Source organism: Streptomyces zinciresistens K42, assembly GCF_000225525.1.
Lineage (GTDB): Bacteria > Actinomycetota > Actinomycetes > Streptomycetales > Streptomycetaceae > Streptomyces > Streptomyces zinciresistens.
In genome coordinates this window covers 1-12,363 of sequence record NZ_AGBF01000003.1, presented here as the reverse complement: position 1 = coordinate 12,363, position 12,363 = coordinate 1, and the positions used below count along the sequence as shown (strand labels likewise).

At 74.3% G+C, this 12,363-nt stretch carries 12 protein-coding genes; 6 read left to right on the top strand and 6 right to left on the bottom strand.

Translation table 11 applies throughout. The features are described 5' to 3' along the window. Positions 1-231: 231 nt before the first annotated feature. The 3 genes from SZN_RS02185 to SZN_RS02175 form a co-directional block, all read right to left on the bottom strand. Positions 232-1,392, bottom strand: a complete 1,161-nt coding sequence (locus SZN_RS02185) for an NAD-dependent formate dehydrogenase (protein WP_007491062.1) — start codon at positions 1,390-1,392, stop codon at positions 232-234. 104 nt (positions 1,393-1,496) lie between these two features. Then, positions 1,497-2,429: a LysR family transcriptional regulator gene (locus tag SZN_RS02180; RefSeq protein WP_007491061.1), complete on the bottom strand. Its 933-nt coding sequence runs from the start codon at positions 2,427-2,429 to the stop codon at positions 1,497-1,499. A 154-nt stretch (positions 2,430-2,583) separates the two neighbouring features. Further along, positions 2,584-3,066 carry a molybdopterin-binding protein gene (locus SZN_RS02175; RefSeq protein ID WP_007491060.1) on the bottom strand — a complete coding sequence of 161 codons (483 nt, stop codon included), beginning with the start codon at positions 3,064-3,066 and terminating at the stop codon, positions 2,584-2,586. Between the two features lie 138 nt (positions 3,067-3,204). On the opposite strand from SZN_RS02175, the gene SZN_RS02170 reads away from it, so the two are divergent. The 4 genes from SZN_RS02170 (at position 3,205) to SZN_RS02155 (ending at position 6,562) form a co-directional block, all read left to right on the top strand. After that, positions 3,205-3,636 carry a TOBE domain-containing protein gene (locus tag SZN_RS02170; RefSeq protein WP_007491058.1) on the top strand — a complete coding sequence of 144 codons (432 nt, stop codon included), beginning with the start codon at positions 3,205-3,207 and terminating at the stop codon, positions 3,634-3,636. 99 nt (positions 3,637-3,735) lie between these two features. Beyond that, positions 3,736-4,563, top strand: coding sequence for a molybdate ABC transporter substrate-binding protein (modA, locus tag SZN_RS02165; RefSeq protein ID WP_007491056.1), 828 nt, complete (start codon positions 3,736-3,738; stop codon positions 4,561-4,563). Continuing rightward, the gene (gene modB / locus SZN_RS02160) at positions 4,560-5,435 is read left to right on the top strand and encodes a molybdate ABC transporter permease subunit (RefSeq protein WP_007491053.1); all 876 of its coding nucleotides are present in this window, start codon (positions 4,560-4,562) and stop codon (positions 5,433-5,435) included. Before modA ends, modB begins: the two co-directional genes overlap by 4 nt. Beyond that, the gene (locus SZN_RS02155) at positions 5,432-6,562 is read left to right on the top strand and encodes an ABC transporter ATP-binding protein (protein WP_007491051.1); all 1,131 of its coding nucleotides are present in this window, start codon (positions 5,432-5,434) and stop codon (positions 6,560-6,562) included. Before modB ends, SZN_RS02155 begins: the two co-directional genes overlap by 4 nt. A 94-nt stretch (positions 6,563-6,656) precedes the next feature. On the opposite strand, the gene SZN_RS02150 is transcribed toward SZN_RS02155, so the two are convergent. Next, positions 6,657-7,610, bottom strand: a complete 954-nt coding sequence (locus tag SZN_RS02150; RefSeq protein ID WP_007491048.1) for an SDR family oxidoreductase — start codon at positions 7,608-7,610, stop codon at positions 6,657-6,659. A gap of 318 nt (positions 7,611-7,928) precedes the next feature. On the opposite strand from SZN_RS02150, the gene SZN_RS02145 reads away from it, so the two are divergent. Both SZN_RS02145 and SZN_RS02140 read left to right on the top strand, forming a co-directional pair. Beyond that, a complete protein-coding gene (locus tag SZN_RS02145; RefSeq protein WP_208865747.1) occupies positions 7,929-8,771 on the top strand; it encodes a helix-turn-helix transcriptional regulator in 843 nt (280 codons plus the stop codon). 134 nt (positions 8,772-8,905) lie between these two features. Next, positions 8,906-10,417 carry an MFS transporter gene (locus SZN_RS02140; protein ID WP_007491045.1) on the top strand — a complete coding sequence of 504 codons (1,512 nt, stop codon included), beginning with the start codon at positions 8,906-8,908 and terminating at the stop codon, positions 10,415-10,417. Between the two features lie 180 nt (positions 10,418-10,597). Here the strand turns inward: SZN_RS02140 and SZN_RS02135 are convergent, their stop codons facing one another. Beyond that, complete coding sequence (locus SZN_RS02135) at positions 10,598-10,783, bottom strand: hypothetical protein (protein WP_007491043.1); 186 nt, start codon at positions 10,781-10,783, stop codon at positions 10,598-10,600. A 332-nt stretch (positions 10,784-11,115) separates the two neighbouring features. After that, positions 11,116-12,363 (bottom strand): PTS transporter subunit EIIC (locus SZN_RS02130; protein WP_007491041.1); only part of this gene is annotated, 1,248 nt, incomplete at its 5' end.

Sequence of the window (12,363 nt, the reverse complement as noted above, 5' to 3'; positions counted from 1 at the left end):
GCTCCCCCAGGTGACGTCCGTGCGGACCTTGGCCAGGCGTACGGCGTCGGCGGCTTCCCGCTTGCTGAGCATGTGTTCCTCCTGCGACGGCGGCCGTCGCCCGCCGCGACGGCCGGATGGGCCCGGAAGGGGAGGCCACCGCCCGGACGGGGTCCGCGGGGGCGCCCGCCGAGCGGACTCCGGGCGGTCCGGGGGTGGCCTCCGCCGGTCATGGCCGGGGGGACGGGCCGGTCACTTCGTGACCGAGTACGAGCGCGCGCCCGTTCCCGCCAGGGCGCCGCCGTCCACGATCAGGTACTCCTCGCGCAGCGGGCGTCCGGCGAAGAACGACTCCAGGATCTCCCGGGTGCCTGCGGCGTAACGGGCCTGCGCCGACAGGGAGGAGCCGGAGATGTGCGGGGTCATGCCGTGGTGCGGCATACCGCGCCACGGGTGGTCGGCGGGGGCGGGCTGCGGGAACCAGACGTCGCCCGCGTAACCCGCCAGCCGGCCGCCGCGCAGGGCCCGGTCGACGGCGTCCCGGTCGACGATCCTCGCGCGGGCGGTGTTGATGAGGTAGGCCCCGCGCTTCATCGTCGCCAGCAGCTCGTCCCCGAACAGGCCCTCGGTCTCGGGGTGCAGGGGGGCGTTGACGGTGACGACGTCGCAGTGCGGGACCATGTCGGCGGCGCTCTCGTGCCAGGTCAGTCCGAGTTCGCGCTCGACGTCCTGCGGCAGCCGGTGGCGGTCGGTGTAGTGCAGCTTCACATCGAAGGGCGCGAGGCGGCGCAGGACCGCGAGTCCGATGCGCCCGGCGGCGACGGTTCCGACGTGCATGCCCTCCAGGTCGTACGAACGGGCCACGCAGTCCGCGATGTTCCAGCCGCCGTCCAGCACCACCCGGTGGGACGGCAGGTAGTTGCGCACCAGGGACAGCGTCATCATCACCACGTGCTCGGCGACGCTGACGCTGTTGCAGTACGTCACCTCCGCGACCGTGACGCCGTGGGCGATCGCGGCGTCGAGGTCGACGTGGTCGGAGCCGATGCCCGCGGTGACGGCGAGCTTGAGGTTCCGGGCGGCGGCGATGCGCTGCGGGGTGAGGTACGCGGGCCAGAAGGGCTGGGAGATGACGATGTCCGCGTCGGGCAGCTCGCGGTCGAAGACCGACCCCTCGCCGTCCTTGTCGGAGGTGACGACGAGGGTGTGGCCGGCTTTCTCCAGGAAGCTCCGCAGGCCGAGTTCGCCGGAGACGCTGCCGAGGAGGTGGCCCGGGGTGAAGTCGACGGCCTCGGGGGTCGGGGTGCTCTGTCCGCCGGGGTAGTGGCCGATGGCGGGGAGGTCGTCGCGGGCGTACGTGGTGGGGTATCCGTCGGTGGGGTCGTCGTACAGGACGCAGAGCACCTTGGCCATGTCACGGCTCCTCAACTGGCTTACGGGAAGGTGCCTTTTACGATGCTCGGAGTCGTTCTCCCAGGTCAAAGCGTTCTTTGCTATGACGGGATAGACCGCTTCTATCAGCCGCGTCCGTCCAGGTAGGAGCGGAGCAGTTCGTCGAGGGCGTCGCGGACCCCTGCTTCGCGGGCCACCGCGACCAGGGCGCCGGCCAGGACGGAGGCGGGTTCGGTGCGGGCGACCACCAGGCCGACCCGCGGGCCGTGCGCGGGGCCCTCCAGCGGCACCACCCGCAGTCCCTCCGGCACGCCGAACAGGTGCAGCCAGGCGTGGGAGATGACACAGGACCAGCGTCCGCCGGGCAGGTGCGCGTAGAGCCCGGCGACGCTGTCCGACTCGATGGCCGGGGCGGCCCTCGCGCCCTCGGCGGCGAAGCACTCGTCGATGATGCGCCGGTGGCGCATCCGGGAGTGGAGCAGGCACAGCGGCAGCGCGGCGGCCTGGGACCAGCTCGCCGTGGCGCCGTCGCCGAGCGGGCCGTCGACGGGGGTCAGCAGGACGTACCGCTCCTCGTACAGCGGGAAGCGGCGCACCTGGCGCAGCGTGCCGTCGTCCAGGTAGGTCATCGCCGCGTCCAGGCCGAAGTCGGCGAGGCCGTGCCGGATCTCCTCGGACGACAGCGACCGGAGCGTCACCGCGGCGCGCGGGTGTCGTTGGCAGAACGGGGTGGTGAGCAGGGAGGCGACCGGCAGTGCGGTGGGGACGACGCCCAGTCGCAGCGTGCCGGTCAGACCGCCTCTGAGGGCGGACAACTCCTGTTGCAGGGCGTCGCGTTCGGCGAGGATGCGGCTGGCCCAGGCCAGGACGACCTCGCCTTCGGGGGTGAGTCCCTCGTAGCGCCGGCCGCGCCGCACGATCGACACGTCCAGTTCGTGTTCGAGCCGCCGGACGGCTGCGGACAGCGACGGCTGGGAGACGTGGCAGGCCGCCGCCGCGCGGGCGAAGTGGCGTTCCCTGGCGAGTGCGACGAGGTATTCCAGCTGGCGCAGCAGCACGGACGGGCCTCCGCGAGGTGGGGGTCGTCGCGACGGTCGGGGCGGCGCCCGCCGCGGGGCTGGAAGCGTCCTGAAGTTCTTGAAACGGCGCCCGGCTCGCCCTGGTCGACGGTGGCGGCGCGCGGCGGCGCGCACCTCTTCCCGTTCCCGCCCGTCAGCTCCACGCCGTGTATCCGCCGTCCACCCTGATCGCCTCGATGCCGCTGATGTACCGGGCGCCGCAGCGGTCCTGGGGCGGCACGAGCTGGGAGCCGGCCCGGTCGAGCGGGGTGTCGTCGAGGGTGACCGCGAGCAGGACCGGGGCACGGCCGAAGTCGGGGTCGATCTCCGCCCAGGACAGCAGGGCGTGGTGGCCGTCGGCGCCGCGTACGGCGATCAGGAAGCGCAGCCGGTCCTTGCGGCGGGCCGCGTCGAAGCCGGGGCCCGCGGCCATGAGCACGTCGTGCAGCAGCGGCCCGGTGAAGGTGTGGCGCTGGACTCCGCTGGTGGCGCACTCGAAGGCCACCTCGGCCCGGTGCTGCGGCCAGGGCAGGAGACCGGGCACCGTCAGCCGGGCGGGCCGGGCCAGATCTCCGCCGAGGACGAACTCGGCGGCCGGTCCGGTGGTCGTACGGGCAGCGGCGAGGGACTGGCTCACGGGCTACCACCTCCCCGGGGACCGTACCCGAAGAGCGCTCCCGTACAAACGCACATGCCATGCAAACACAAACAGGGCCATGCTCATGCAATGCGACAGAAGACTTTCCCCTCGCACTTGCGGCAGTATCATCGGCGCGTGCACACCTACCGGATCGGTGAGGCGGCAGCGCTGCTGGGCGTGAGCACCGACACCGTGCGGCGCCTGGTGGACGGCGGCAGACTCGCCGCCGAACGCGACGACACGGGCCGCCGGATCATCCCCGGGCCGGCCCTGGCGGCCTACGCCCGCGAGGTGCACCGTGCGGAGCGGGCGTCCACCGGCTCCTCGGCCCGCAACCGCTTCTCCGGCATCGTCACCCACCTGGTGCTCGGCGATGTGTCGGCGCAGGTCGAGATCCAGGCCGGGCCGTTCCGGGTGGTGGCCATGGTCAGCCGCGAGTCGGCCGAGGAGCTGCGGCTGGAGCCCGGGGTTCCGGCGGTGGCAGTGATCAAGTCGACCAACGTGGTCGTCGAAAGGCCGTGGCGGGCCGGCCGGACCGGCAGTGAGAGGACCGTAGACGGTGCGTGAGGACCCGCGGTGCGGGTGCCCGCGCGCACCAGGCAGCACCGAGCAACACCGAGCAACACCATGTGTGATCGAGCAGGACCAAGAGGGAGTGGACCCGTGATGACCCGTACCGCGCGCCGGAACCGCCGCATGTCGCAGGTGATCGGCGTGAGCGCCGCGGCGCTGCTGGCCCTGAGCGCCTGTTCGTCCTCCGACTCGGGCTCCGCGGGGGCGTCGGACGCCTCCGCCTCGGGCTCCGCACCGGACGGGATCTCCGGCGAGGTGACCGTCTTCGCGGCGGCCTCGCTGAAGGAGAGCTTCACGGCGCTGGGCGAGCAGTTCGAGAAGAAGAACCCCGGCACGAAGGTGACCTTCAGCTTCGGCGGCAGCGACGCCCTCGCCGCGAGCATCACCGGCGGCGCCCCGGCGGACGTGTTCGCCTCGGCCAGCCCCAAGACGATGAAGATCGTCACGGACGCCGGGGGCGCCTCCGGCGCGCCGGCCACCTTCGTGCGCAACCAGCTGGAGATCGCGACCCTGCCGGGCAACCCGGACAAGGTGGCCTCGCTCAAGGACCTCACGGCCGCGGACCTGAAGGTCGTGCTGTGCGACAAGGCGGTGCCCTGCGGTGCCGCCGCCCAGAAGGCCCTCGACGCGAGCAGGCTGAAGCTGACGCCGGTCTCCTACGAGGAGGACGTCAAGGCCGCCCTGAACAAGGTGGTCCTCAAGGAGGCCGACGCCGCGGTCGTGTACCAGACCGATGTGAAGGCCGCGGGTGACAAGGTGGAGGGCGTGAAGTTCCCCGAGTCCGCCGACGCCGTCAACGACTACCCGATCGCCCTGCTGAAGGAGTCGAAGAACACCGACGCCGCCCGTGCGTTCATCGCGCTGGTGCAGTCCGCCCAGGGCCAGAAGGTCCTCGGCGCGGCCGGGTTCCTCAACCCGTGACCTCCTCGCCCCCGGACTCCCCGGACCGGCCGGGCGCCGCGGACACCCTGACCGGTGGCCCGCGGCGCCGCCGCGCGCCCGGGAGCGGTGGGAGCCGGGGCGCGCCGCTGCCCCTGCTGCTGCCCGCCCTGGTCGGCCTGGCGTTCCTGGTCCTGCCGCTGGTGGCGCTGCTGGTCCGCGCGCCCTGGCGGAGCATGCCCGACCTGCTGACCAGTTCCGAGGTGTGGCAGGCGCTCCGGCTCTCCCTGGTCTGCGCGACGGCGGCGACCGCGGTGAGCCTGGTGATCGGCGTGCCGCTGGCCTGGCTGCTGGCCCGGGTCGAGTTCCCCGGGCGGGGGGTGGTGCGGGCCCTGGTCACACTCCCCCTGGTGCTGCCGCCGGTGGTCGGGGGCGTGGCGCTGCTGATGGCGCTCGGCCGCAACGGCGTCGTCGGCCAGTGGCTGGACGCGTGGTTCGGGATCACGCTGCCGTTCACGACCGCGGGTGTGGTGGTGGCCGAGGCGTTCGTCGCGATGCCGTTCCTGGTCATCAGCGTGGAAGGCACCCTGCGGGCGGCCGACCCGCGCTACGAGGAGGCCGCCACCACCCTGGGCGCCTCGCGGTTCACCGCGTTCCGCCGGGTCACCCTGCCCCTGATCGCGCCCGGCGTCGCGGCCGGCGCCGTCCTCGCCTGGGCCCGCGCGCTCGGCGAGTTCGGCGCGACCATCACCTTCGCCGGGAACTTCCCGGGCCGGACCCAGACCATGCCCCTCGCCGTGTACCTGGCGCTGCAGAGCGACCCGGAGGCGGCGATCGCCCTCAGCCTGGTCCTGCTGGCCGTGTCGGTCGCGGTCCTGGCGGGGCTGCGCGACCGATGGATGACCGCCTCATGACCGACGCCGAGAAGACCGCCCGCGGCGCCGTCGCCCGTCGCGCACCCGGGCCGGTGCGCGGGGAGGACGCGCGGTCCGGGCCCGCGGACGCGGGACTCGACGCCCGGCTGGTGGTGGAGCGCGGCGCGTTCCGCCTGGACGTGACCCTGTCGGCGGCCCCCGGTGACGTGGTCGCGCTCCTCGGCCCCAACGGGGCGGGCAAGACCACGGCCCTGCGCGCGCTGGCCGGGCTGGTCGCGCTGACGGACGGTCACCTGCGGCTGGACGGGGCCGCGTTGGACCGTACGCCTCCCGAGGCCCGCCCGGTCGGCGTCGTCTTCCAGGACTATCTGCTCTTCCCCCACCTCACGGCCCTCGACAACGTCGCGTTCGGGCCGCGCTGCCACGGCGCCACCAAGGCCGGGGCCCGCGCGCTGGCCGCCGAGTGGCTGGAGCGCATGGACCTCACCGCGCACGCGGGGGCCAAACCCCGCCGCCTGTCCGGCGGTCAGGCCCAGCGCGTCGCCCTCGCCCGCGCCCTGGCCACCCGCCCCCGGCTGCTCCTGCTCGACGAGCCCCTGGCCGCCCTGGACGCCCGTACCCGGCTCGATGTACGCGCCCAACTCCGCCGCCATCTGGCCGACTTCGAGGCGGTGGCCGTCCTCGTCACGCACGATCCGCTGGACGCGATGGTCCTCGCGGACCGACTCGTGGTCATCGAGGACGGCGGCATCGTCCAGGAGGGCAGCCCCACCCACGTCGCCCGCCATCCCCGTACGGACTACATCGCGCACCTGGTCGGCCTGAACCTCTACCGGGGGCGGGCCGAAGGGCACACGGTCCGGCTCGACGCCGGCCCGGCGATCACGACCTCGGAGGATCTCGGCGGCCCGGTGTTCGTGGCGTTCCCGCCGAGCGCGGTCACCCTGCACCGCGACCGCCCGACCGGCTCCAGCGCCCGCAACCTGTGGCGCTGCGAGGTGGCCGGCCTGGAGACGCACGGCGACCAGATCCGCGCCGCCCTCACCGGCGAACTCGCCCTGGCCGCCGACCTCACCACGGTCGCCGCCGCCGAACTGGACCTGCACCCCGGAGCCACGGTCTGGGCGGCGCTGAAGGCGGCCGAGACGCACGCGTACCCGGCCTGAGGAGGTCGGCCGTGGAGCCGGGGGTGCGGGGGTCCACGGAAAGGTGCGGTCCGGACCGGGGCGCGCGGACGTTCCCGGTCCGCCGGGGTCGGGCTCACGCGTCCCGCGCTTCGGCGAGGCGCACTCCCGTGAGTTCTTCGGAGACCCGCCAGACGCGCCGGGCCTGCTCGGTGCCGCGCAGGCTGGGGTAGAGCGTCTGCTCGGCCGGCGGGCCGCCGAGGTGGCCGGGGCCGCCGGGGCCGTAGAAACCGCCGGGGCGGGCGTCGGGAGAGGTGGCGGCGTACAGGGCGGGGAGCTGGGCGCTGTCCACGGTGCCGAGCAGGATGCCCCGGGCGGACAGGGCCCTGATGACCTTGCGACCCGTGGTCTCCTTGTCGCGGCCGACTTCGGGGCGGGCGGCGAGGAGGTTCGTGGGAGCCACCCCGGGGTGCGAGAGGTTGCTCGTGATGCCCCAACCACCCTCCTCGCTGCGCCGGTTGAGCTCCAGTCCGAAGAGGCCGAAGGCGACTTTCGACTGGCCGTACGCCTTCATGCCGTCATAGCCGCGTTCCCAGTTCAGATCGTCCCAGTTGATGGCGCCGCGCCGGGCCGCGACGCTGATCTGCGAGGTGACGCGCGCCCGACCGGCCCGCAGAAGCGGCAGCAGACCGGCCACCAGGGCGAAGTGGCCGAGGTGGTTGGTGCCGAACTGCACCTCGAATCCGTCCTCGGTGGTCTGCCGCTCGGGCGGGGTCATGACACCGGCGTTGTTGATCAGCAGGTGGAGGGGCAGGCCCTCCTCCCGCAGGGTCCTGCCCAGCGCCGCCACGGAGGCGAGCGAGGACAGATCCAGCGTGCGCAGCGACACGTCCGCGTGCGGGACCCGCTCCCGGATCGCGGCGAGCGCGGCCTCGCCCTTGCGCGGATTGCGGACCGGCATGAGGACCCGGGCACCGGCCGCGGCGAGGCGCACGGCCGTGCCGAGCCCGATCCCGTCGCTGGCTCCGGTGACCAGCGCCCGCTGTCCGCGCAGGTCGGGAAGGGTGAGGTCGAGGGGTGTGCGGGCCATGTCTCTACTCCCGTGAACGGTGCCGATGCCTGCCTGCACTGTCACCGGCATCGGCGGCGCCGTTCAGGGCCCGCCGATCCGCTGACCGGGAATCCGGGGCTGGGCGGCCCCGGCCGACGTTCCGTCCCGCGCGGACCGCGCAGACCCGTGCCGGGCGGGCCTCCGCGGCGCCCCTGCGGCTGACGCCAGGCGTCCGGGTGCCCGCACCGAACACGGACGACGCCGCCGCGGCGGCGACCCCCGCAGAAGGGGGGATCGGCGGTCCGTGGATACCGAGGCGGAAGGGACGGTAGGAATGGGCCTCGAAGGAGGCGGACCATGGTGATCGACCGGAGCGGACTGGCGGAGTTCCTGCGCCGCCGCCGTGCCGCGCTGCAACCCGAGGACGTCGGGCTTCCGCGGGGCCGGCGGCGTCGGACCAGCGGGCTGCGGCGGGAGGAGGTCGCCGCGCTGTGCCACATGTCGACCGACTACTACGCGCGTCTGGAACGAGCACGCGGCCCGCAGCCGTCGGAGCAGATGATCGCCTCCATCGCCCAGGGGCTGCATCTCGGCCTCGACGAGCGCGACCACCTGTTCCGGCTGGCGGGGCACACCCCGCCCGTGCGGGGCGCGGACAGCGAGCACATCAGCCCCGGGCTGCTGCGGATTCTCGACCGGCTGCACGACACCCCCGCGGAGATCGTCACCGAACTGGGCGAGACCCTGCGGCAGACCCCGCTCGGCGTCGCGCTCACCGGGGACCTGACCGCCTGGACGGGCCCGGCCCGGAGCATCGGCTACCGCTGGTTCACCGACCCGGCCACCCGGCGCCTCTACGCCCCGGAGGACCACCCCTTCCTCGGCCGCATGTTCGTCTCGGGCCTGCGCGGGGTGGCCACGCTGCGCGGACCCGGCTCCCGCGCGGCCCACTACGTCGATCTGCTGCTCGCTCGGAGCGAGGAGTTCCGCGAGGTCTGGGACCGCCACGAGGTCGGCGTCCGCCCCGACGAGGTGAAGCGCTTCGTCCACCCCGGTGTCGGCCGCCTGGAGCTGACCTGCCAGTCCCTGCTCGACCCGGACGGGCCGCATCTGCTGCTCGTCTACACGGCGGTCCCCGGCAGTGAGAGCCACGAGAAGCTGCGGCTGCTGTCCGTCGTAGGAGCGCAGAGCGTGGGCTGAGGGGTTGCGGGCCCGACGAGCCGGAGGGGCGGCCCTCCCCGTCCCTGGCACGGGAGGGCCACCCGGCCGATGTGCGTGTGCGCGCGTCGCGGCCGGGGAACACGTCGGGCCGGGGCCTGGCGAGAGGACTCCGTGTGACAGCGACGGCGGCGGGCGACCGGGACCCCGGTGGCCGCGAGGACGGGTACGAGCCGGACCCCCGCCGGTGGCGGGCGCTGTGGGTGACGCTGGTGGCGGGCTTCATGAGCCTGCTCGACGTCACGATCGTGGCGGTGGCGCTGCCGACCGTCCAGCACGACCTGGGCGCCTCCCCCGCGCAGGTGCAGTGGGTCGTGTCCGGCTACAGCCTCACCTTCGCGCTGGCGCTCGTCACCGCCGGACGGCTCGGTGACGCCCTGGACCGACGCCGCATCTTCCTGACGGCCCTGTGCGGCTTCGTCGTCTTCAGCGCGGCCTGCGGTGCCGCGCCCGGCATCACCTGGCTCGTCGCGGCCCGGCTCGCCCAGGGGCTGGCGGCGGGCTTCATGGCGCCCCAGAACTCCGCGCTCATCCAGCAGTTGTTCCGCGGCGCCGAACGCGGGCGCGCCTTCGGCTACTTCGGGGCGACGGTCGGCATCTCCTCCGCGTCCGGCCCGCTGGCCGGCGGCCTGATCCTCGCTCTGGCCGACGGCACCCAGGGCTGGCGCTGGATCTTCTACGTCAACGTCCCCATCGGCGTCCTCGCCGTGCTCCTCGGCCGCAGACTGCTGCCGCGCACCCGGCGGACCGGGCGGAGGCACGTGGACGTGCCCGGTGTGCTGCTCCTCGGGGTCGGCGTCCTCGCGCTCATGTACCCGCTGGTCCAGGCGGAAGCGGGCGGCCTGGGCCGCCTGTGGTGGATGTTCCTCGTCGGCGCCGCGGTCCTCGCCGTCTTCGTCCGCCGGCAGTACCGGCTCGTCGCCCGGGGGACCGGACCGCTCCTCGACCCCCGCCTGTTCACGACGGTCCGCGGCTACGCGACGGGCGCGGGCGTCGGCACCCTGTACTTCGTCGGCTTCAGCGGCGTCTGGCTGGTCTTCGCGCTCTTCTACCAGAACGGCCTCGGCTTCTCGCCCCTGCGGTCCGGTCTCGCCGTCACGCCCTTCGCCCTCGGCTCCGCGGGCGCCGCCGTCGTCGCGGGCCGGCTGGTGGACCGCTACGGACGCCTGCTGACCGTGTGCGGGCTCGCCGGGGTGATCGGGGGCCTGGGCGGGGCCGCGCTGCTGCTGCGCCTCGCTCCCCTGGACCTGGCGCCGTGGCTCGCCGCCCCCGTCCTGTTCCTCGGCGGCGTCGGCGGTGGTTTCGTGGTCTCGCCCAACATCACGATGACCCTCCGGGACGTTCCCGTGCGCATGGCGGGCGCGGCCGGGGGCGCGTTGCAGACGGGCCAGCGGCTCGGCGCCGCGGTGGGCACGGCCGCACTGCCCGGCCTCTTCTACATGGTCCTCGCGGGCACCGACGACTACCGGGACGCCCTCGTCGTCTCGCTGGGGACCGCCCTCGCCGGGATGCTGACCTCCCTGGTCCTGGCCTGCGTGGACTGGCGCCGCGACCGGCGTGCGCACGACCCCCGCCGCACCTGCCCGGAGGAGGTCGCCAACAGCCCGGTGCACTCGCGGCAGGGCTGACACGGGAGGCCAGGCGCCGCCGAGGGCGGGCGCGGGCGGGCGGGACGCGGCACCGCGGGCGGAGCGCCCTCGTCCCCTCGGCGGAGGTGATGCCGCGACCGGGCCGGGGCCCCGATCCGCCTCGCCGCGGCCTCGGCCCGGCGCCGGTTCGGACGGGGCGGTCCACCGCGGGCGGGGTGCTCAGGTGGCGGGGTGGACGATCTCGCCGGGCGGCACCTCGACGACCTTCACGTGGGTGCAGCCGGAGGCTTTGAGGGCGCGCTTGCGGCGGATCGCGGCGGGCTTCTCGAAGAGCGCGGCCGACGCCTGCGACGCCCCGTCGGGGTCGTTCCACCTCAAGCCGTAGCGTCGCATCGCCGTGGTCATCAACTCGTCCTCTCCGCCCGCGCCGGTCCGCCCGGCCCGCCGTGCCGGCCCTGGTCGGCCGTTTCAAGGTCAGCAGCCTTCCACGAGGGACCCGAAACGTCGAGAGACGCCGCGCGCGGCGGACCTGCGGGTGCGTGCGGCAGGCCGCTCGGCCCCGGAACCGCGCCCCGCGGCGACCGGCCGGGCGTGCGCCGCACCGGAGTGGTCCCGCCCACCGTGTGCAGGGCTCGGTACCGGACCGGGGCGTCAGGCCACCGACGGGCCGGCGGGGCGGGAGTTCGGCCGCCGCGAGCAGGGCGGGCGCCTGTCGCGGGGTGCGCGTTCCGCTCGTGTCACCGTGTCGGGGCGGTGGCCGGTTCGGCGGGGGGCCGGGTCGGCTCGGCGGGCGGCGGGGTGGACGCGGAGGGGGCGGGCGGTGCGTTGAGTTCGGCGAGCATCGTGCCGGTGAAGCCGAAGCAGTAGGTGGCGAGGAAGCCGCCGAGGTAGCCGACGAGCAGGCCCGCGGCGTAGACGGCCACCGTGCGCCCGAGGCCGTGGTCGCCGTTCAGGAGGGGGAAGAGGGCCCAGCCGGAGGGGCCGATCGCGGTGGAACCGACGTCGGTGCCGAGCTGGTTGAAGAATCCGACGAACGCGCCGCCGAGCGCGCCGCCCGTGCAGGCCGTGAGGAACGGGCGGCCCAGCGGCAGGGACACGCCGTAGATCAGCGGCTCGCCGACACCGAGGAAGCCCGGCCACAGCGCCGACCTGATGGTCGTACGGATCGAGGTGTTGCGGTGCAGCCGGACGTAGACGGCGAGGGCCGCGCCGACCTGGCCCGCGCCCGCCATGGCGAGGATCGGCAGGAGCACGGTGTAGCCCTGCTGCTCGATGAGGGTCGTGTGGATGGGGATGAGCGCCTGGTGCAGGCCGAGCATGACCAGCGGCAGGAACAGTGCGCCCAGGACCAGACCGGCGCCCGCGCCGCCGTTGGCGAGCAGCCAGTCGGCGGCCTCACCGATCCGCGTGGAGACCTCGCCCGCGAGGAACATCAGTCCGAACAGGGTGGCGAGTCCGGACACCAGCACGGTGACGGCGGGCGTGACCAGGACGTCGACGGAGACGGGGACCCGGCGGCGGCACCACTTCTCGATCCGTACGGCGAGCCATGCCGCGCCGAGGGCGCCGAGCACACCGCCCTGTCCCGGCGAGAGGGGCCGGCCGAACGCCTCCACCTCGGCCACGCCCGCGTAGACGATGACGGCGGCGACGGCGCCGCCGAGGATCGGTGTGCCGCCGAACTCCCGCGCGGTGTTGTAGCCGACGAACACGGCGATCAGGGCCATGAACCCGGAGGCGATGGCGGCGAGCGCGGGGGTGACGGCGGGCAGCCAGCCCAGGTTGACGAGCAGGCCGTTGAGGCCCGCGATGATGCCGCAGCCGATCAGGGCGGGGATCAGCGGGACGAAGATGTTCGCGATGCGGCGCAGCAGGAGTTTGAAGGGGGTGGCGTTCCGCGCCTTGCGCTCCGCGCGCAGGGCCGCGCCCTGGGCGGCGAGTTCCTGCGCGGTCGCGGGTCGGCCCTCGGGGTCGCCGACCGGCGC